Source organism: Alteromonas sp. 5NW40-0090 (assembly GCF_057552975.1).
Genome location: NZ_BAAJLT010000013.1, coordinates 173,015 through 192,988, shown reverse-complemented (window position 1 = coordinate 192,988; position 19,974 = coordinate 173,015). Strand labels below are relative to the sequence as shown.

General features: G+C 42.9%; 26 protein-coding genes. 16 read left to right on the top strand and 10 right to left on the bottom strand.

Annotated features, from left to right (window positions below):
* The first annotated feature begins 77 nt into the window (after nucleotides 1–77).
* Together AC27KT_RS16740 and AC27KT_RS16735 are read left to right on the top strand one after the other, a co-directional pair.
* The gene (locus tag AC27KT_RS16740) at nucleotides 78–311 is read left to right on the top strand and encodes a ribbon-helix-helix domain-containing protein (protein ID WP_012517122.1); all 234 of its coding nucleotides are present in this window, start codon (nucleotides 78–80) and stop codon (nucleotides 309–311) included.
* Nucleotides 298–561 (top strand): type II toxin-antitoxin system RelE family toxin, encoded by a 264-nt coding sequence (locus AC27KT_RS16735; RefSeq protein WP_487131847.1) that lies wholly within the window; start codon nucleotides 298–300, stop codon nucleotides 559–561. The genes AC27KT_RS16740 and AC27KT_RS16735 overlap by 14 nt, the downstream gene beginning before the upstream one ends.
* Nucleotides 562–657: 96 nt before the next feature.
* Here the strand turns inward: AC27KT_RS16735 and AC27KT_RS16730 are convergent, their stop codons facing one another.
* The gene (locus AC27KT_RS16730; RefSeq protein WP_487131845.1) at nucleotides 658–960 is read right to left on the bottom strand and encodes a type II toxin-antitoxin system RelE/ParE family toxin; all 303 of its coding nucleotides are present in this window, start codon (nucleotides 958–960) and stop codon (nucleotides 658–660) included.
* On the bottom strand, nucleotides 957–1,199 hold the full coding sequence (locus AC27KT_RS16725) for a type II toxin-antitoxin system ParD family antitoxin (protein ID WP_014978218.1): 243 nt from the start codon (nucleotides 1,197–1,199) through the stop codon (nucleotides 957–959). The genes AC27KT_RS16730 and AC27KT_RS16725 overlap by 4 nt, the downstream gene beginning before the upstream one ends.
* A 194-nt stretch (nucleotides 1,200–1,393) precedes the next feature.
* Between AC27KT_RS16725 and AC27KT_RS16720 the strand changes: the two genes are divergently transcribed.
* The gene (locus tag AC27KT_RS16720; protein WP_487131842.1) at nucleotides 1,394–1,975 is read left to right on the top strand and encodes a M23 family metallopeptidase; all 582 of its coding nucleotides are present in this window, start codon (nucleotides 1,394–1,396) and stop codon (nucleotides 1,973–1,975) included.
* Between the two features lie 643 nt (nucleotides 1,976–2,618).
* On the opposite strand, the gene AC27KT_RS16715 is transcribed toward AC27KT_RS16720, so the two are convergent.
* Nucleotides 2,619–2,909 (bottom strand): type II toxin-antitoxin system RelE/ParE family toxin, encoded by a 291-nt coding sequence (locus AC27KT_RS16715; RefSeq protein WP_487131840.1) that lies wholly within the window; start codon nucleotides 2,907–2,909, stop codon nucleotides 2,619–2,621.
* Complete coding sequence (locus AC27KT_RS16710; RefSeq protein WP_012518669.1) at nucleotides 2,902–3,123, bottom strand: TA system antitoxin ParD family protein; 222 nt, start codon at nucleotides 3,121–3,123, stop codon at nucleotides 2,902–2,904. The genes AC27KT_RS16715 and AC27KT_RS16710 overlap by 8 nt, the downstream gene beginning before the upstream one ends.
* Nucleotides 3,124–3,787: 664 nt before the next feature.
* Here AC27KT_RS16710 and AC27KT_RS16705 point away from each other — a divergent pair.
* The 7 genes from AC27KT_RS16705 to AC27KT_RS16675 all read left to right on the top strand — a co-directional run bounded on the left by AC27KT_RS16705 (nucleotide 3,788) and on the right by AC27KT_RS16675 (nucleotide 8,358).
* Nucleotides 3,788–4,537, top strand: coding sequence for a PEP-CTERM sorting domain-containing protein (locus AC27KT_RS16705; protein ID WP_487131838.1), 750 nt, complete (start codon nucleotides 3,788–3,790; stop codon nucleotides 4,535–4,537).
* A 920-nt stretch (nucleotides 4,538–5,457) separates the two neighbouring features.
* Entirely contained in the window at nucleotides 5,458–6,162 is a 705-nt protein-coding gene (locus tag AC27KT_RS16700; RefSeq protein WP_487131836.1) for a hypothetical protein, read from the top strand.
* A gap of 396 nt (nucleotides 6,163–6,558) precedes the next feature.
* Complete coding sequence (locus AC27KT_RS16695; RefSeq protein WP_487131834.1) at nucleotides 6,559–6,810, top strand: hypothetical protein; 252 nt, start codon at nucleotides 6,559–6,561, stop codon at nucleotides 6,808–6,810.
* Between the two features lie 93 nt (nucleotides 6,811–6,903).
* The gene (locus AC27KT_RS16690; protein WP_487131852.1) at nucleotides 6,904–7,032 is read left to right on the top strand and encodes a hypothetical protein; all 129 of its coding nucleotides are present in this window, start codon (nucleotides 6,904–6,906) and stop codon (nucleotides 7,030–7,032) included.
* Between the two features lie 35 nt (nucleotides 7,033–7,067).
* Nucleotides 7,068–7,496, top strand: coding sequence for a GNAT family N-acetyltransferase (locus AC27KT_RS16685; protein WP_487131832.1), 429 nt, complete (start codon nucleotides 7,068–7,070; stop codon nucleotides 7,494–7,496).
* A 52-nt stretch (nucleotides 7,497–7,548) separates the two neighbouring features.
* A complete protein-coding gene (locus tag AC27KT_RS16680; protein ID WP_487131830.1) occupies nucleotides 7,549–8,004 on the top strand; it encodes a GNAT family N-acetyltransferase in 456 nt (151 codons plus the stop codon).
* A gap of 24 nt (nucleotides 8,005–8,028) precedes the next feature.
* A complete protein-coding gene (locus AC27KT_RS16675) occupies nucleotides 8,029–8,358 on the top strand; it encodes a zinc ribbon domain-containing protein YjdM (protein WP_136783469.1) in 330 nt (109 codons plus the stop codon).
* A 90-nt stretch (nucleotides 8,359–8,448) separates the two neighbouring features.
* Here the strand turns inward: AC27KT_RS16675 and AC27KT_RS16670 are convergent, their stop codons facing one another.
* Complete coding sequence (locus AC27KT_RS16670; RefSeq protein WP_014978205.1) at nucleotides 8,449–9,306, bottom strand: LysR family transcriptional regulator; 858 nt, start codon at nucleotides 9,304–9,306, stop codon at nucleotides 8,449–8,451.
* Between the two features lie 171 nt (nucleotides 9,307–9,477).
* Here AC27KT_RS16670 and glyA point away from each other — a divergent pair, with 171 nt between their 5' ends.
* Nucleotides 9,478–10,734: a serine hydroxymethyltransferase gene (gene glyA, locus AC27KT_RS16665; protein ID WP_487131827.1), complete on the top strand. Its 1,257-nt coding sequence runs from the start codon at nucleotides 9,478–9,480 to the stop codon at nucleotides 10,732–10,734.
* Between the two features lie 9 nt (nucleotides 10,735–10,743).
* Here the strand turns inward: glyA and AC27KT_RS16660 are convergent, their stop codons facing one another.
* The 4 genes from AC27KT_RS16660 to AC27KT_RS16645 form a co-directional block, all read right to left on the bottom strand.
* Nucleotides 10,744–11,211, bottom strand: a complete 468-nt coding sequence (locus tag AC27KT_RS16660) for a hypothetical protein (protein ID WP_487131825.1) — start codon at nucleotides 11,209–11,211, stop codon at nucleotides 10,744–10,746.
* A 326-nt stretch (nucleotides 11,212–11,537) separates the two neighbouring features.
* Complete coding sequence (locus AC27KT_RS16655; RefSeq protein WP_487131823.1) at nucleotides 11,538–12,809, bottom strand: NRAMP family divalent metal transporter; 1,272 nt, start codon at nucleotides 12,807–12,809, stop codon at nucleotides 11,538–11,540.
* Between the two features lie 182 nt (nucleotides 12,810–12,991).
* Nucleotides 12,992–13,789, bottom strand: a complete 798-nt coding sequence (locus tag AC27KT_RS16650; protein WP_487131821.1) for a substrate-binding periplasmic protein — start codon at nucleotides 13,787–13,789, stop codon at nucleotides 12,992–12,994.
* A gap of 19 nt (nucleotides 13,790–13,808) precedes the next feature.
* Nucleotides 13,809–14,927 (bottom strand): porin family protein, encoded by a 1,119-nt coding sequence (locus AC27KT_RS16645; protein WP_487131819.1) that lies wholly within the window; start codon nucleotides 14,925–14,927, stop codon nucleotides 13,809–13,811.
* A 183-nt stretch (nucleotides 14,928–15,110) separates the two neighbouring features.
* Between AC27KT_RS16645 and AC27KT_RS16640 the strand changes: the two genes are divergently transcribed.
* The 4 genes from AC27KT_RS16640 to AC27KT_RS16625 all read left to right on the top strand — a co-directional run bounded on the left by AC27KT_RS16640 (nucleotide 15,111) and on the right by AC27KT_RS16625 (nucleotide 17,260).
* Nucleotides 15,111–15,452, top strand: coding sequence for a Rho-binding antiterminator (locus AC27KT_RS16640; RefSeq protein ID WP_487131817.1), 342 nt, complete (start codon nucleotides 15,111–15,113; stop codon nucleotides 15,450–15,452).
* Between the two features lie 48 nt (nucleotides 15,453–15,500).
* Nucleotides 15,501–15,887, top strand: coding sequence for a VOC family protein (locus AC27KT_RS16635; RefSeq protein ID WP_487131815.1), 387 nt, complete (start codon nucleotides 15,501–15,503; stop codon nucleotides 15,885–15,887).
* Nucleotides 15,888–15,979: 92 nt separating this feature from the next.
* A complete protein-coding gene (locus AC27KT_RS16630; RefSeq protein ID WP_014948122.1) occupies nucleotides 15,980–16,291 on the top strand; it encodes a hypothetical protein in 312 nt (103 codons plus the stop codon).
* Nucleotides 16,292–16,513: 222 nt separating this feature from the next.
* Nucleotides 16,514–17,260, top strand: coding sequence for a YitT family protein (locus AC27KT_RS16625; protein ID WP_487131812.1), 747 nt, complete (start codon nucleotides 16,514–16,516; stop codon nucleotides 17,258–17,260).
* Between the two features lie 425 nt (nucleotides 17,261–17,685).
* Here the strand turns inward: AC27KT_RS16625 and alr are convergent, their stop codons facing one another.
* Complete coding sequence (gene alr / locus AC27KT_RS16620) at nucleotides 17,686–18,762, bottom strand: alanine racemase (RefSeq protein WP_487131810.1); 1,077 nt, start codon at nucleotides 18,760–18,762, stop codon at nucleotides 17,686–17,688.
* Between the two features lie 190 nt (nucleotides 18,763–18,952).
* On the opposite strand from alr, the gene murQ reads away from it, so the two are divergent.
* A complete protein-coding gene (gene murQ, locus AC27KT_RS16615; RefSeq protein WP_487131808.1) occupies nucleotides 18,953–19,966 on the top strand; it encodes an N-acetylmuramic acid 6-phosphate etherase in 1,014 nt (337 codons plus the stop codon).
* Nucleotides 19,967–19,974: the final 8 nt, after the last annotated feature.

Below are 19,974 nucleotides of genomic sequence, written 5' to 3'. Positions count from 1 at the left end.
TACTCTTGAGTAAAAATTAGCCCAACTGACATTTTAACGCTATAATGTTTTAATGTTACATAAATGGAGGCTTATTAATGAGTACTTTATCAAAACGATCAACTGTCTACTTCGAGCCAGCAATTCATAATGCTTTGAAACTGCGGGCGGCATCATCAGATACCTCAATATCAGAACTGATTGATGAAGCAGTAAGACTCCTTATGAAAGAAGATCAAGAAGATTTGGCTGCGGTAAGACAAAGGGCCAAAGAGCCCGAAATCTCCTATGAGGACTTGCTAAACACTTTGGAAGCTGATGGAAAAATATAGCGTCACTTTCAAGAAGTCAGTAGCAAAAGATTTTAGGGCAATTCCCAAGTCGGACGTTAAAAAGATCCTCGCCAAAATTGACTTATTAGCTGAAAACCCGCGAGGGGATGGAGCAATTAAACTTAGTGGACTCGACTTGTATCGTATCCGGCAAGGTCTTTATAGAATAATTTATGAAATCCGAGAAAACGAGCTTGTAGTACAGGTGATAAAAGTCGGGCATCGCTCCGATGTTTATAAACGTACCTAACAACCCAATCAACACTCTCACTTCGTTCGCTGGGACGCATACACGCGGGGCGGCTGCGTCATTATGCCCCACGTGCCTGCGCCCGTTATTGGAAAGTTATGCGCCAAAGCGTACAGGATTTACATCCATACTTTTATGAAGGATTCTTATGATCAGAATTTCCTGACTGTCCGTTTGTTTGTAGAAAATCACATGGCAACCTTGAGGAAATTTTCTGTATCCATCTCTTATTTCGTCGCAGCTTTTACCAATATCAGGATTTTCAGACAACATCCAAAATGAATCGTCGAATTGTTTAAGATATACATTACGCTGTTCTCGGCCCCATTTCCGTTGCGTAAACAATGCGATATCTTTTAGATCTGATTTTGCTAGTACAGTTAATTTAAACGGTTTCACTCTTTTAATTCACCGTCTAGTTCTGATATCAGATGCTCAAGGTCGTATTCAGCTTCGCCGCTTTCTTCACCTGCTACAAGTAATTGACGCAGAGTGTTTAATTTGGTTTCCTGTGTTTCTAGCAAGCGAAGAGCTGAACGAATCACCTCACTTGCTGAACCATACCGACCAGTTTGAATTTGGCTAGCAATAAAGCCATCAAAATGGTCTCCAAGGGTAATGCTGGTGTTTTTAGCCATCTGGTTTCTCCAAGTACCAATATATACCTAATTATGGTACACGTGCATTGTAAGTCAATAGCGCATAACAATCACATTAAGCCGCTCGCTGGCTCGCTGGGACAGTAACACATGGGCTCTGTCGCTTCGCTCCAAATTTTAGCCCACATGTTATTGCCCCTAAGCGGGGTGTTATGCACTTAAGGATGAGACAAATGAGTGTCAAAGCTAAGTTACTTCTGCTTGTGATTTTATTTACCTTCAAATCATATGCGGGAACATCAATAAAAATTCACGCGATCCACAAAGAAACATTTGCATGTACTGAGCATTGGGATGGCCAATTTAAATATGCTGGTGATGCACTAGGAACAGACTGTGTTATTGGGGGGTGGTATGAAGATGATAAAAGACTATTTCAACGTTCCTTCACAAACAATGGCTTTGAAAATGAAGATTGGTTTGGTTTTAAAAAGAATGTGCTTGCACCATGTGATTGCACAGTTACAAAAATCCACATAAATCCAATTACGAATCAACCAGGCGTAATGACCCCAGGAAGGGCAAGCTCTATAACTTTCAAAACTAAAGAAGGGTTATCGGTATTACTAGCCCATGTACGTGATTTAGCAGTAAAGGAAGGTGAAACAGTCAAACGTGGTACTGTCGTTGCGAAAGTCGGTAATAATGGATACAGCCGAAACCCCCATATTCATATTGGAGCATGGGATGAAGAAGGCAAACCTATTCAAATTCAGTTTGATCAAAGTACATTGGCGTTGATTGACCGCGAGTAAGTGCATAACAAACGGATTAACACTCGCTGCGCTCGCTAGGGAAAAAACACGTAGGCTCCCTGCGCTTCGCTTGGTATTGTAGCCTACGTATTTTTGCCCGTTATGCGGGCCGTTATGTCTCAGAAGGAATTGATAAATGCGGTTAATTTTTTTATTACTTCTATTAGTCAATTTTGGCTGTCTTGCCTCATCCTGTATAGTAACCGATGAAATGCGCGAACAGTTCAATTCCAAACATGTCGAAGATGTTGCTATTGATAAAACCTTAGAGGTTCAAACTTCTCTGTAACTATTAAATTACCAGAGAGCATTGAAGGTCAAAGTTCTTATTCAGTGCGGCTGGTATCAGACAGCCTTGTAAAACCAACATTCATCTTCCCTCTAGACTTGTATGAAGAAGATAACCAAACAAAGGCATGGTATGAAATAGATGCGGGGCTTGTGAGAAAGCACTTCATAGTGGTCAGCTTAAATGACTATTGTGCGCCGAGCATATTCAAGGAAGTTTTTTACCAATGAGACATAACAAAAAAATTAAGTTCGCCCGCTGCGCGGGTTGGGACGCAAACATGTGGGCTGCTCACTTTGCTCGGATTTTAGCCCACATGCCTGCGCCCCTTATTTAAAAGTTATACGCAATTGATCAGAATAACTTTTTAACATCGCGATAAAAGTTTTCATGAGAGCCAAGTGCTATCAATTCAAGTATTACAGTGCCATCCTCGTAGCTGTAACCAAGTAAAGTTAACTGCTTGACCATCTTGAATTTGTACACACGAAGAAAGGCTAAGTCGCCTTTTTTCTGCTCACCTAGCAGAGGATCGACCATTAGTTCCTTAACAGCTTTATCCAAGTCTTTTTTCTGATTCTGATGTAACTTCTTTACTGCTCTCTTAAAATTAGCTGTCTGTAAAACACTGGTAGTCTTAGCCAAAGTCGTAAGGCTCCAATTTTCCAGCCTCTTTTTCAGCTTTGGAGATAATTGCCTGTTTTACGAATTCGTAAGGCAAATCTGGGTTATCTTCCATCATTTCACCTATCTTAGCCCAATGCTCTATCTGTTTTGGCATAGTTCGGTTTAGTGCTTTGCCCATAATTGTAGCTTTCTCAACTAGATCTTGGTCTAGTCTTACGCTTGCGGTTGCCATAATATGTCTCCTAATTATTTGTCATCACATTGTAGCAATGCGCTACAGGTGTGGCAAATTGCGTATAACAAACGCATTAAATCGCTCGTAAGCTCGCTGGGACGCTAACACATGGGCAGCGTCACTTCGTTCCTAATTTTAGCCCATGTGTTATCGCCCTTTATGAGGGTGTTATAAGCCAAAGGTTAATGCATGACACCTGTGTACATAGTTGCTGTTCTAATTGGAATACATATTGTGTGGGCATTTTTGAACATGGTTGCCTTCAAAGACACTTTTTTCATCAAGAGTTATACCAAGTACTTATTGGGGCTTTTAAATTGGCTAGTTCCGTTAGTAGGCCCAGTAATCGTTCACTTTTGTATAAGAAGCTCATATGCGGCCGGTAACGGAGGTACTCCTGTTGAAGATAGTACTGGGAGTAGTAATCTGTATTCTGGGAACGAAGGCTCTGGATGTAGCGGGAGCGCAGATTAATAACCTTTAGAATGAGGATGTATTAACATTGGCTTATAACAAACAAATTATGGCACTCGCTATCGCTCGTTGGGACGCTAACACGCAGGGCGGCTTCGCCATTATTGCACACGTGTTTGCGCCCCATATTTGGAAGTTAGGTGAATAACCATCTGGTAGTTTCTGTCTACAATTAAAGGATTAATTTATGAAAACATTTACATTGATATTAGTTTTACTATTAGCTTTGGGGAGTTTAAATGTAAAAGCTTCAATTATAACTATTGAAGTAAGCTCTATTATTGAATCTAACTATACGTTATACGCTGATGCAAGTTCGCTTTCAAAGCCGGAAGGTGTATACCCGGAATTTGTGCTTGGAGATTCATTTACAACAAAATATTCGTTCGAGATGGGAGCCAAATCAAATTGTACAGGAACTACTTTAATCACATGTTCTTTTCTTACTGGTGCTTCAATAGAATTTTTTGGGAACAATAATAATTCAGGCGTGTTTAATTACTCCACGTTAAATTCAAATTTTCGACCTGACTTTATACAAGATAACTCACCTTTCCTTGATAATTATTTTAATTGGAACCATGAAGTAAACAGCTCTACGGGCTTTTTAGCTGACTATTTATATAGTCATGCAAGTTCATCTTTCGGTGGCTGGGCTCTAGACCTATCAAATATTCAAACAGGTGAAACCACTCTTGGTTCAATGTTTGACAATGCTAACTTAGATCCTTCTTTTTGGACGCAAGGGGTCGGGTTAAGTTTTTATAATAATATCAATGGTGAAATAGGTATCATTGGAACGAGTGCTTTAGGTGGGGTAAGTTTAAATATAATAAACAAAGTACCAGAACCTTCTTCTTTAGCTTTGTTATTGTTGGGTGGGGTATTTTTTCTATCTAAAAGAGCTAAATTTGAGAGAAAGTTTAAATTCACCTAACAAGCCACTCAAGCAGGACAAAAAACAGTTGGTTTTGCTCCTGCGTCGCTAATTTTAACCAACTATTTTTTGCCTCTTAGTGGGGCGTTATATTGCAAGGACGATTTAGCTTGGTAAAAAAAGTTTCACTACTAATTCAAACCGCATCGCTTGTAACGATGCTGATCATGCTTTTTTAGATATTGAGTTCTACTCCTTGCTCAGCGTCTACTGTTTTTTAGTTATTTGGTGTATTGATAAAGTAGTTCTCTTCTCACTCAAAGAAGAGTTTGGCATTGCCAATCAACTAAAAATTAAAGCAGACGCGCCGCCAGCTGTAAGGATTGCAGGGGTAAGCTTCGTATCTGTTATTCTAGTGTTCAGCCTCAAAGAGCTTTTTGAGCATGTTGCAATATGACAAATCAATCAACACACTCACTACGCTCGCTGGGACGCATACACGCAGGGCGGTTTCGCCATTATGCCCCATATGCCTGCGCCCCCTTATTTAAAAGTTATATGCTTTTCAGGAAGCTCATCAATAAGGAATTTTATGAACCTAAACGCTACATTTTGGGGACAAGCACTCTTCACCCTCGCTTTAGTTGTAATTTTTTTTACCATCAAATTTGCTAAAGGAAAGGCTGACAATATCGGGTTGGTTGCCATTTATGCCTTCTTGCTCAACTTCTTGATTCCGCCTGTTGGATGGTTCTATTGTTACCGATGGGCAAACAAGTAATCACCTAAAACAAATATCATCCTCTATGTAGCTAGGATTTGTTTTTATTAGAGTGAATGTGTAAAGGGTTTTAAATTGTACGCATATAACAAACCAATCAACACACTCACTGCCTTCGCTGGGACGCATACACGCAGGGCGGTTTTGCCATTATGCCCTACGCCCCTTATTTACAAGTTAAACACCACAAGGAGGCAGCATGTTTCAACTTTTTTGGTCTTTTGTCTTAATTATTTCTCTATCATGCGTATCAGCACAAGGTAATGAAACAACTGTCGATTTGAACGAAAACACAGTAATTTATCACGGTAAATTATCGCCATCAGCAAATCAGAAACTTCTTTCAATTCTGAAAAACGGTAAGAGTAAAGTTGAATGGCTGTCCATAACGCCAGAAGGCGGTGAAATCAATCATGGGATGGATCTTGGCAATATTGTTCATGACTATGACTTGAAGCTTGAGATAAATGAGTATTGTCTCTCATCTTGCGCCAACTACGTTTTTTCTGCGGCAAATCATCACAGGATTTCGAATCACGCAGTTATTGGTTTCCATGGTGGTACAACCGGGATGGAGAAGGAAATAACTTCGTTTATCGATGCTCTTCCTGAGAAAGAGCGGGAATTAACAAAGCAGAACTTAGAAAAATATATGAAGTCAGCTGTAATACGCGAGCGAAACTTCTTCGAAAAAATCGGTGTGGACCAGAAAATAACAACACTAGGACAATCTTCCGAATATAAACAGTTCACCGAGAAAGAAGAGTTTATCGGCTGGTACTATTCACTCGAAGGGCTTGCTACGATGGGCGTTTATAACATTGATGTAGTAAATCCTCCTTGGTCATATCAACATTTAAGTGAGAAAACTAAGTTTTTCAAAGTCAGAGTAGGCGTCATTTAACCAACAAATAAAAAATAATTCGTTGAAATCAATGGATATAGAAACAAGCAGGGGTTAGTCGTCTACATTCGGTGAGCTTGGTGCAGCCCTTATAATTAAAAATCAAAAGATTAGGAGTTCTTTTAATATGAGTTTTTGGCAAATCATTATTTTTATCGTGCTTTTCAGCCTTACACTTCTACCAGCGTTAATTGCCTTAACATCCAAAAAAGCTAATGGCATACACAAGTTAGCATGGGGGCTTATTTCCCTTTTCTTTTCGTGGTTGGGTTTTTTAATCTATTACTTCTTTGCAATTAGAGGTACGAGCAAGCAAAGTGCATAACGATTCATTGTTACGCTCCACTTTATTATGCCCTTTATTAAACGTTTTACGGTGATAGGAATTTAGATAACATGAAGATTAAATTGATAGTAATCTTATCAATATGCGTAATCTCAACAGGGTGCGCTTCAACTTCTGATAGGGCTGCAAGAGACTTCCTTGATGGGGCTAGTGCCAGTGCAGAAAAAAGACAGCGAGAAGAATCTACTAACCGATACAGCAAAAAGCGTGACCACAGAAACGATGCTATAGAAGATACGGTGTCTGGAGCACTTACCGCGCTTTTTAGAGGTTTGTTTAGCTCTGAAAGCGACGATAACTAGTGAAAGATAGTTTTCTAGCATGGCGTGCGAGTAGCGCTCTAATGCCCTTTTCAAAAGGTATTATTTGCTTACCAGCAGTATTTCAAAAGAGGTCTGCCCGTTGGAGTTAAAAACCATTGGTTTGTTGATGGTGTGAAGCCAACGTTATGGGACTTGGTGGGCACCTTTGACGCTTTGATTGGTATGGCGATAATTATGTTCGCGCCAAGAAGTCATGGATAAGAGTCTAGCTTGCAGTAAACAACCAAGAAAACGCGATGAAGATTACCTTTATTCCAAGTACGAACCTACCAAGGGCTGCTGAGTTTACCTTTAATAACATGCGCGATTATTACGCTCAGTTTGCGCCTGATTGGGACGCCGACAAAGTGCTTGGAGTTACCGCCGAGCTCATTAATTACGACATTCAAGTAGACAGCGAAACGGTGGGGGTTATGCGCCTTCAATACGACGGTAACACCTGTATATTGCGCGACCTTCAGGTCATACCCAGCGCCCAAAACAAAGGCATAGGTAGTACTGCCATTGAAGAAGCAGAAAGACTTGCGTTAGGGGCCAATACTAACTCGCTTGACTTACGAGTATTCAAGGTTAGCCCCGCAGTTTCGCTTTATAAAAAAGTGGGATTTGTCATTAAAAGTGAAGACGACCGCTTTTTTAACATGACCAAACCCTTAAGCACTTAACAAACAGGCTTGTACCGCCGTCTATTCAGAATATACCTAAAGGCCAAAGCACATGAAGATTATTATTGATGATCTCACCGGAGGAGAAGTGCTAGCGCTTTTAGAAGAGCATTTGTCTGATATGTATGCTACATCGCCACCTGAGAGCGTACATGCATTAGATATTGAAGCACTAAAAGCTTCGAACATTACTTTTTTTAGTGGCTGGAAGCAGCAACAGCTTGCGGGCTGCGTCGCTATTAAAACCCTTGATACACATAGCGCCGAGCTAAAATCTATGCGCACCGCCAAACCGTTCAGAGGTTGCGGTGTAGCGTCTCAGTTATTACTTTTTGCCCTAGAACATGCGAAAATGAAGGGGTTTAGTTCGGTAAGTTTAGAAACAGGAACGCAAGACTACTTTTTAGCGGCCAGAACCCTATACAAAAAGTTTGGTTTTGTTGATTGCGGTCCATTTGGCAGTTACTCCATCGATCCCAACAGCCACTTTATGACCCGAGCGCTTTAATTTAGTATTTTAAGAGAATTCCACATGTCGTTACCTCCTTGCCCGCATTGCCAATCAGAATATGTATACGAAGATCAGTCTCTACTTATTTGCCCTGAATGTGGACACGAGTGGAACCCGAACGAGGTAGAAGAGGAAGTCTCAGCTAAAGACTTCAACGGTACACCGTTAGTAGCCGGCGACAAAATTACGCTAGCAAAAGATTTGAAGGTAAAAGGCAGTTCGTTGGTACTTAAAATTGGCACCAAAGCCGTTATCCGACACGTGAAAGATGCCAAAGACCACCAACTAGATTGTAAAGTAGATGGCGCGGGTGAAATGATGCTAACTGCGCAGTTTGTTAAAAAAGCATAAACGGCTTTTAATGAAAAGCTGTTACTCCTCTCGGTGCGCTTGCCTTTTTGTTGTTTGGCAGGCGCGCTAGCTATCCCCTGCTATTTCCTGTTAAAAATTTGCGACTTCGTTGGTAATGGTTTCCGTGAGTAAGCTAATCGCTTTCGATGACACTTTCTGAGGGTTAACTAAACAAACACCTACATGCCCAAGCTCGGGTAAACTTTCTGAATTAGATAAAACGTGAAGACCAGGCGGCACCGAACTTTTTGCAAGAACGGTTATACCCAACCCTTCGTTAATGGCCGTTTGTATGCCGTTTAAGTCAGCAATGGTATACACCACCTGCCACGGTTTTTTGATAGCCGATAACAGATTGGTTGCTCGCTTGCGGTAAATACACGGCGACGGTGCAGCAATAATAGGCAATTTAGCAGGCACACTGTTTACAAAGCGCTGACTCCCCACCCATACCAGTTGATCTGAAATGATGTAGCCGTCTTGCTGAGGATCTGGTGTTTCCTGTAGTGACAGAATTAAATCGAACTGACTTTTAAGCGGCTCACTAAGTAAGTCTTTACTTAGCGCACAATGCACCTCTAGCGATATTTCCGGGTAGGTTTGCGTGAACCGTCGAATGATTTTAGGCATAAGCGTTGTGCTAAATTCGCTGGGAATACCTAACCGAATATTTCCCGTAACCTGCGGCTTGCCGAATTCGGCCATAGCCTGATCGTTCAGTGCCACTATCTTTTCACCATACGACAATAAGCGACTACCAGCGCCAGTTAGTGCCAAGCGATTTTTGTCGCGGGAAAATAGCTTTTCCCCAATCATTTCTTCTAGTTTTTTTATCTGTAAGCTAATGGCAGGCTGTGTGCGCTGAAGCTGCTCGGCACATTGTGTGTAGCTACCCGTCTGTGCGATAAGCACAAACGAACGCAGAAAATCTATCGATAAGTTTTTCATTACTTTGCTTTACACCTCTCTATTAGCTTTGCCTGCTGTTTTGCTTTACTAGTGCCAAACTTGCTCACAAGGCTATTTAATAAAATTATAATGCCATATTTTTTATTAATTTTATTTATTCTTTTTACACTCCTAGTATCAGATACAAAATAATGACATTTAGGAGCCAGCATGAACCCACTTAACCAGCACCTTCACGAACAAGACCCAGATATCGCAGCATTTATTGCACAAGAAAACGAACGCCAAGAACATCACATTGAACTGATTGCATCGGAGAACTACACCAGCAAAGCTGTTATGCAGGCGCAAGGCAGTCAGCTAACTAATAAGTATGCAGAAGGCTATCCGGGCAAGCGCTATTACGGTGGCTGCGAGGCGGTGGACAAAGTAGAACAGCTTGCTATCGACAGAGCTAAAGCATTATTTGAAGCTGACTATGTGAATGTGCAGCCTCATTCTGGCTCTCAAGCGAATACTGCAGTTTATATGGCGCTATTAAACCCTGGCGATACCATTCTTGGGTTGAGCCTTGATCACGGTGGGCACCTCACACACGGTGCAAAGCCTAACTTCTCAGGAAAACTATACAACGCGATTCAGTATGGCTTGAACACAGAAACTGGTGAAATTGACTATGACCAAGTAGAAGACTTGGCTAGAGAGCACAAACCAAAAATGATTGTAGCGGGCTTCTCTGCTTACTCTCGCGTGGTTGACTGGCAGAAGTTTAGAGACATCGCTGATAGCGTAGGCGCGTATTTACTCGTAGATATGGCACATGTTGCAGGCCTTGTGGCGGCCGGTGTTTACCCCTCGCCAATTAATGCAGCACACGTGGTTACTACTACTACCCATAAAACACTACGTGGCCCTCGTGGCGGGCTTATTATGTGTAAGTCAAACCCCGAGCTTGAAAAGAAATTCAATTCATTAATTTTCCCTGGTATTCAGGGTGGCCCACTTATGCACGTTATTGCCGCAAAAGCGGTAGCGCTTAAAGAGGCCATGACAGCAGAATTCCGTGCTTATCAAAAGCAGGTAGTCATTAATGCACGAGCTATGGCTGATGTATTTATGAAGCGTGGCTTTGACGTAGTATCTAATGGAACCGACAACCACATGTTCCTGTTAAGTCTTGTCAGCAAAGGAATGACGGGGAAAGAAGCCGACGCGATATTAAATAGCGTGAATATAACGGTAAATAAGAACACAGTACCCAACGACCCGCAGTCGCCATTCGTTACAAGTGGCATTCGAATTGGTACACCTGCGGTCACTTCACGCAATTTTAGTGAAGAAGACTGTGCTCAATTAGCCCATTGGATTTGTGATGTGTTAACAGCGCCAGCAGACGATACAGTAGTACAGCAAGTGATAGATAAAGTGGCAACGCTAACAGCGGCTCGCCCCGTTTACACTAAGTAAAACTTCGTACTATACAGAGCGAACTCGTGCGTTGCAGGTAGCCACCATTACCCGCCAAACGAGTTTAGCTCGCTCGTTAAAATTGCTGATCCTTGCCCCCCATGCCTCTTCCATGGCGTTCTGCCACACATTACAGGTCTCGATTGAGTTGCCGTAGAGTGGGGCTAGAGACAAACTTATTCTCAACGACTCAAGCCATTCAATAAATAGCGGGTCGTGTCGCCCTGTTTGACGCAGCTGCGACAATTGAAGCGATGCTTGCTGCTTCATTCCTTGTAACCGCCTGTAAATTTCTCGCGGGTCTTCCTGCTGCCCTAATAGGTGAAGCTCTCTTTCGATGTCGTAAGCGTTGTTCCATTGAATAGATTTCGGCGCATCTTTTGCACACCCACACATCGCCAGACATATTACTCCAAGCATTAAAAGGCTTGCGTATTTACGAGAAATTTGTGGTGAAAACAGTTTGATATTACGCACCTAGCCGAACACTCCTTAACAGCATCGCGTTAAGTATAGATGAGTCTAAATTGAATACGTGATTTAGTGTGCGTAATTAAACTAATTTACTACTCTCTGATTCGTTTAGCCTATTCTGCTTTGTTAATATCAGTCCACATAGATCATTACACACTCAGCGAACGTTAAAATGTTTGTAATCGCGGCGTATTACCTCAAGTATAGTGTTTCTACATCAAGGTGATACAACAAAGAGTATGGACATTTTAAACTAGCCCTTCGTGAAGGTTTGGCAACAGCATACAGTCTGATTATATGTCTTTTAAATCTCGAGATAAGAAAGACTGCTAGCTAAACCACTTCCACCAGATGAACACCATTAAAAAGCCAAATAGATAAATCAGGCCTAAATAGCTAAGCAGCTTAACCGCAATATTGGGCGCTGCATCTTGATGTAATTCAGTTTTTGCCACCAGCTTATGGTTAAGCCATGCAAACATTGGAGTGGTTACAAAAGCCAACGTCATCGCAAAGCCTAGCATGGCTAATAAGGCAGATTTAAAAAAGAGCACGATAGAAAAGCTAAGCACCGCCATGAGCAGAAGAACCGGCGTAACAAGCGTGTTACGAGCTTCTTTATTTTTATTAAACAGTAACGCTATCGCTTCAGCGACTACCCGAGCGTAGCCGTCATACACGGTTAACGCCGAGCCGAATATACAAAGAAAGGCGACAACAGCAATAAGCAAGTGCGCCCACTGCCCAATGGTTGACGAGTACATACTGATAAGCTGATGAGAAAAGCCAATGCCGCTTGTACTCAACTCGGTGCCGCTACCATGTAAGATTAATGCGCCTAACCCTAAAAACAATAACGCTAGAATAACCGTAACCCCGTACCCTAAATTAAAGTCAAAGAGCGCAGATTTAGGCGTGACAGATTGATCTTTGCACTGACGCTTTAACCAAAGTGAGGTAATGGAGGAGATTTCAATTGGTGCAGGCATCCATCCCATCGTCACCACTAAAAAGCCTAAGGTGGCGAGTGTCCATGGAGAAGGCTGCGAATCAGCGGGAATGACCGGTGCGGTATAGTTGCTAAGAGCGACTATAAATACAGCAAGTGTTGCGACTACAAGTACCCCCATTATGCCTTTGGCAATGTTGTCCAGGCCTTCAAAATGCCCTGCTAATAATATGAGTAGTATAAGTGCTAAAACGACTGATGCAGACATCGATATGGCGATATCGAAAGGAATAAAGTAAGACAATAAGCTTGCAGCAAACAGCAAAAGTGCCGCAGCATTAACTACCGAGGCGATAGTATTTAAGCACAAGGCAATAGCTAGATACCGTTTACCCATGCCTAAATAACCTTGCTGCAAGGTTTGTTTAGTGCTGATGGTGTAGCTAACGCCAGCCCTGAAAAACGGATATTTAAGTAGGTTAACCAGCAGTATTAGCAGCGCTAATTGCCAGCCGAACTTTGCTCCTGCTTGAGTAGATGCAACTAGATGGCTTCCACCTACAGCCGCCGTTGCCATAAGCACGCCAGGCCCAAGCAATTTTAGCAGGGCTATAAAACGGGCAACGAACGATGTTTCAGCTGTGTACGACAAGGCAACCTCTAAACGGGTACTAGAAAATAGCCGTCAACCATATCAGTTAAATAATCCGCAGAAAAGACAGTAAGCGATGTAAGTATGAGAAGCATAAAGGTAGCGAACTGCCGTTGGTTCGCTACCGGGTTTTAGGTTTAAAAAATTTGGGAATTCGCCTGCGACTGATGCAAAGCTTTACGTTAGCGTCGGTCGAAATTCACTTTTTTGTTAGGATGCTGGTAGTAACCTTCTTTCAAAAGACGTTTGAAGCGAGTTAACTTCCCGTCTAGCGTCAATTCTTCTAACCCTTTGTTGAATAAAGACAGAATAAGCTGACTGCTTCCTTGCCCTTTAGGTACTAATAGATGCGTGGTGACGGTAGAAATAAAAGGCTTGATAGACATAACATCTCTACGCTCTCCCCTGGTGAAATCGCGCTGAAGTAAATACCAGCCGGTTAGCTCATCAATAGGAAAGACGTCGATCTTACCGTCTATAAGCGCTTCAAGATTTGCTTTGTCGGTGGCAGCTTCCACAACGTTACCGCTACTTTTAATATAAGCGGCAAGTTCATCGTTGTATAAATAGCCTTCCGTGATACCCATTTTTAAGTCTTTTAAGTCGCTTAATTCAGCCCAAGTATCGGGGCCCTTTTCAGCATTCACATAAAACACAAGGCTTTCCGCACTAATAGGGTTACTATGGAAAAACTCAGTTTCCCGAGCGCGCACAAAGTTGCCGTATGATATGGCGTCGTATTCGCCTTTTAATGTTGCTTCAAGCGCTTCTTCCCAAGGTACAGATACAAACTCAACCACAACGCCCGTTTCTAAAAACGCATCAGTTATAATGTGATTGATATAACCGTTGTGCTGCATGTCAGTTGACGTATAAGGGGCATACTCTGTAGTCGCTATGCGCAGTTTCATCCATGAATGGGCAAAACTTTGCATTGGAGCTAGCGCTAGTATAAATGTCGCTATTAATAGTAATCGCATGTCAAAGTCCTGTTAGTGATTAGAAGTAAATACCAAGGTTTATGTTCAGGCGGTGGGTAGTTTCTTGTCTACCACCTAAGTCGAGTCCCACGCCCGGACCTCCTGAAAACCACATATTTTTGCCTTGGATACTATCTACATATACAAACAATTTATCCCAGCCAAAGCTACAGCCGTTTATCCACTGCGACGAGTTTTTCCCTTCGCTTCCTTCACCTTTTGCCACGCTGTACTCTGAGTAACAAGTAAGTGATTCTATGTGAGTAAACTTATAAGGCACAGAGTACACAAGGTTTGCTGAATAGGTTTTGCCGTCGGCCGCGGCTAAGAATGGGAAGGTGAAAGAGGATAGCGCAATGCGATCTTCTGCTTGCCCTTCTGGTGCAGCCAAATCGTATTCATAGTCGATATATTGCAGTTCGACCTTTAGGTCGCCTTGGGTATGACGCATATGCACGGCATAGGCATTCATATCACCATCACCTAAGGTATCCAGGTTTAAAATATTGCCGTATTGATACGACACACCAATATCGGTAGTGGCACCACGAATAAAGTTCGCTGAATAATTAGCGCGCAAATTATATTGGCCGTCTTCTTTGTTTCGATATTCACCGTCATCCGCCACGTCAAACGAATAGCGCCCAAACTCAGCGGCATCGTTGTACTCGTCATTCATAAAGTAGGCAGCTTGAAAATCCCAGTTGCCCCAATCATGGTTTATTTTCACCCCAGCATCGTAATCATCTTCGAAGCCAAGATAATAATTTACCGAGAACCAAAAGTTGTTACTGGCAAAGGGCTGCAAACCAAATGGGGTTTGGGTTATACCTGCGGTAATTTCGGTTTGCTCATCGAAGTGATAAGTCAGGTCGGCGAACCTTACTGTGTCGAAATCGGTGTTTTCGTACCATCGATATTCGGCTTTATAGCTAAATTGATCTGACTCGCCCGACACGCCAAGTTTGAATGATTCAAATTCGAAACCATCTCTAAACTCGGGAATTTGCCAGTCTTGATGCCCGTAGTTAACCCTAACATGACCGCTTAAATTAAAGGGAAGTTCGTCGGCATTTGCGAAGCTTGAGGTGCACGAGGCTATTGAAACTAAAGAAAATGCGGATAGTAGCTTGTTCATTACTGTTCCTGTATTGAATTTTTGGCGGGAACCCTTTGCTAAAAAATGCCTCTAAGAAACATGAGGGGCGTTCAAGCGCTTAGGTGTATCGCGCACCAAAATAAATCCTTCAGTACTAACAATACTGAGCAAACCTTAAAAAAAGATCATTTGTTAAGGTCAGACTTCTATGAAGTGCTATGTATGCGCGGTAGATGCGGAAAGTTTTGCTGTGAACGTCAGGTCTTCTCTACTAATTGGTCGCCACTTGAACAGCGAATAGGGGAATATGTGAACATAGCGTGCCAGCTTTACGACTACATTGAAATTGCCTGCATGTATGGGCTTGAGGTGAGCGTAGTATTAAAAGACGGGAATACGACAAACGGTACAGCACTGACCACAGTTATCGATAAACGCAATGACGTGGCCACAGAGTGTATTCAAATGTCCATCGACAAAACCACGCAAAATATTGCGCTTAATGAAATCGCTCAAATTCACGCAATAACTGACAACCCGCATTTCAGCTCAGTCAGCTTTTAGGTAGTATGCGCAGCTAACTTAGCTTAACTTTCAAAGTGATCCTGATTTATGACGCAAAACCTCTCGGCCATTACTTTTCTTGTAGACGACTACGACAGTGCCATTGAATACCTCACCACGGTTTTAAACTTTACCTTAACCGAAGACAAAGTAACCGGCGAAAACTCGCGTTTTGTTCTGGTAACCCCACCACACAGTGCTACGAGCTTGTTGTTGGCGCAAGCAAAAAATGACACAGAAATGGCACTCATTGGCAGCCAAGCCGCCGATAAAGTATTTTTAATTTTGAATACTGACGACTTCTGGCGCGACTTCAATGCCATGCAAAGCAAAGGGGTGACATTTTTAGAAACCCCTCGGGAAGAAGTGTATGGTACGGTAGCCATCTTTAGAGATAAGTTTGGCAATAAGTGGGATTTGATCCAAACCACCTAATTGCACTTTATATAAGTGCGCCTTGTCGTTGCAATATTCTTTGCAGCAAGGCTTTAAGTGAATAGTGTAAGGAAGTAGAGGAGAAGTAGCACGTGCAGGCCATGAAGCGTTCCATTATTGCTGATGTTGTTGCAATAGCGGCAATAGCACTGTTGATCACTACAACGTTTTATTGGATAGAAGCAAGGCGCGAAGTCATAATTCTCTGCGATAATTTTACGCCTGGCGTATCGAAAAAAAGTGTCGAACGCCAGCTAGATACTGCAAACTTATTGTTGTGGGATACAGAGTTTGTTGCAAATGGCAGCAAAATCGAAGCATATAGCCCTCTACACTTGGGCATTATGAAATGCAGTGTAGAGTTTAATAAGCAAGATACCGTTGTATTCTCTATTGTTGAGTAACCAGACTCCCTAGCAGCTTCCTCTACTTTTTGCGTTTTATGTGAACCAGGTTGGTGCAACGTTTACATCGACGCAACACCCTATTCACCGGTGCGCTAAAAGTCGTAAAGGCAAACTTACCTTCCGCCATTTATCGCACCGAGTTAACTTTTCATCTCGCTGTAACCTACTGTGTTGTAAACGTATAATTACGCGGTGTCTTCTTAACGCAAACTTTTTCTTATGCAAAAAACAAAACACAGTGTCATCGAGGATGTTTTCGCCCTGATAAGCGCCGGCTTGTTTGTTGCTTTTGGCGTATACTTATTTCAGTCTCAAGACTTAATGGTAGGTGGCGCGGCAGGCTTAGCGCTGTTAGGTACTTATGCCGTAGATATGGACTTCGGCTTGCTATTCTTTCTGATTAACTTACCGTTTTACACCCTAGCTTGGACGCAAATTAGCAAGCGTTTCACCATTAACACCTTTATATCCGTCACCACGGTTTCTGTACTAACTGAGCAAATTCCAGCGTTCGTGGATATTAGCCACGTAAATCCATTTTTCGCGGCGGTATTTGGCGGTATTCTAATTGGTGTAGGTATGCTGATGATGTTTCGTCATAGCTCAAGCCTTGGTGGCGTTGGTATTATGGCGTTCTATTTACAACAGCGTTTTAATATTAGAGCCGGTACATTCCAGCTAACCGTAGATAGCTGCATATTACTTAGTGCTCTGTTTTTCATCGCTTGGCCTTTAGTGCTAATTTCAATTTTAGCGGCATTTTGTTTGAACATGGTTATTTCGCTTAACCATAGACCAGAGCGTTACTTCCCAGTGCAAGGCGAATCTGAATCAAAAAAGGCAAACGCTGAGTCAAAAAAGGCAAACGCTGAGTCAAACAATGCCGATACCAATCACATGGATAATCGTGCTGAAAACAGCCTAGAACAGTGCTTAGACAGCGAGCTTCGCGCACAAAACGGCTAAATTTACTCAGCCAGTCTTTGCCATTCGGTCATAAATTTTCGCTGTTACTCCTCTCAAAAAGAGACAGCAGCGATGATTAGGGCAACAAATAAAAAGCCCGGTTAGGCACAACCTAACCGGGCTTTCTTGTATCTTTTATTTGTATTCCTAGACGCCTACAACAAACCTATTGCTTCTTCTGAACAGGTCTTGACGGTCGACTTACTACTCCACGGTTCACTCTTGGACGAGAAAACGAAGTACGCATACAAACCTCACTTATGAGTTGTTGCTCAGCACAGTTGGAGGCGAAACATTCACCGCAATCCCGCAACAAAGCCACTACAGTATAGGCTCAAAATGGGGGTAAAAGTCTCATTCTTTTAATGAATAGTGCTTTATTAAAACTTATATAAAGATTGGCCAAATTGGCACTGCTTTGAAAGTTAAAGGTATTTTACAATGCGCGGCACGCGTTGAGAAACGCGGGTCATTAATTCGTAGTCGATAGTGCCAGCATTAGCCGCAACTTCCTGAATTGGCACATTCTGCCCCCAGAGTTCAACTTCATCGCCCACCGCGACGTTGTCGATATGAGTTACATCGATTGTGATCATGTCCATAGAAACGCGGCCAGCTAAATAGGCGCGTTTACCTCTTATCATTACCGGCGTACCGTTTTTGCAGTGCCTTGGATAGCCATCGGCATAACCAATGCCTACGGTTGCAATTTTGCTGGGCTTACTTGCTACCCAGGTTTGACCATAACCAATTCCCTCGCCTGCCGGTATGGTTCGTACCGCTAATACACTGGAGCGAAGTGTCATGGCAGGGTAGATTTCAATGTCGAGATTTTGTGAGGTAGAAACGGCACCGCCATAAACCCCCACACCTAAACGGTTCCAAGCATTTCGACTTGCAGGCCAGTTTACCGTGGCGGGAGAATTAGCCACGCTGGTTGGCAAGCCCAGTTTACTCGCGACTTGATTGAACGCATCGATTTGCGTGTTGGTAAAATTATTATCTACATCGTCAGCGCACGCAAAGTGCGTAGCAATAACCGTTTGCTCGCTAAGTAAATGATTGTACTTAGCAGCAATCCCTTCGATATCGGAAAGGGCAAATCCCAACCGGTGCATTCCGCTATCCACTTTAAGCCAAATATGCGGGCGCTGCTGTTCGGGGCAGCTTTCTAACCACGTAAGCTGTTCTTCGCAGTGCATAACTAATATACAGTTATGCTGAAACGCCATTTGGCATTCTTTTGCCTGATGTGCCCCTTCTAACACCACAATAGGCGCAGTAATTCCCGCGTCGCGAAGCGCAATGGCTTCTTCAATTATGGCTACGGCAAAACGCGAAGAAACATGCTGAAGAATGCGCGCTACATTTACTGCTCCATGACCATAAGCATCGGCCTTTACTACCGCCATAGACTGACTTGAGGGCGCTAAAGCAGCAAGAGCTTTAAAGTTATGTAAAAGGGCGTCAGCATGAATGATAGCTTGCGTTTGTCGGCTCACAGAAAAACACGTTCCTTAAATGTTTAATGAGAAAGAATGTCGAAAGCCAAAGTGTACCACGAGAAGCGTATTAGCTGCGCAGGATTAATAATGAAAAACGTACCATCTAACGCAAGGTTTCTTATGGCATAAAATACCGTTATGCTTTGCGCTAGCTCATTATCACAATTTCGTTGCCCCAAGGTTTTCAATGTCTTCGCACAATCCTTCTACTTCAGAATCGTCCGCCAACGCCAGTATTAAAAATACAGTCAGTACTGACAATCAAGCGGCAGGTAATAAACCCACCGTTAACGAATTAGCCCAATCACTGAATAAAATTGTGTCAGAAGGCAGAAACCCAGACACCCTCGATATAGACACGCTAAGCACCGAAGGCATTCTTGCCCGTATTAACAACGAAGACGCGAAAGTGGCAAACGCAGTTACCTCGCAAATTCCACAAATTGGAAAAGCGGTGGATGCTGCAACCATTAGCATTAAAAATGGTGGCAGACTTATCTATATAGGTGCAGGGACCAGCGGCAGGCTTGGCATACTTGATGCGGTAGAGTGCCGCCCCACGTTTAGCGTACCTGATGAACTGGTTGTTGGCGTAATAGCTGGCGGTGAAAAAGCCATTCAGCACGCCGTAGAAGGTGCAGAAGATGACGTCGACGCGGGGCGTGCTGACCTTGTAGCGTTGTCCTTAAACCACAACGATACCGTTATTGGTATTTCGGCAAGCGGTCGTACACCCTATGTAAGTGGCGCACTGGAATATGCCCGTTCGCTTGGCTGCTTTACTGGCGCTATTGCATGTAGCCCTAACGCCGCTATTTTTACCCATGCTGATGTAGCTATATGCCCAGTTGTTGGCCCTGAAGCACTTACTGGCAGTACGCGCATGAAGTCGGGTACGGCGCAAAAACTCATACTCAATATGATTAGCACCAGCACCATGATTAAGCTGGGGAAGACCTATCAAAACTTAATGGTAGATGTGAATGCCACTAACGAAAAACTAAAAGCCCGTGCGCTTCGCATCGTTATGCAGGCTACGGACTGCAGTGAAAATGCTGCTTTAGCTGCGCTTAGTGCGTGCAATAACAAAGCTAAAGTTGCTATTTTAATGGTATTAACTGGGCAATCTGCCGAGCAGGCCGCCGCTCAATTAGATGCTAGCGGTGGGTATTTACGTTCCGCCGTGAATAAAAGCGAATAACCACGGTA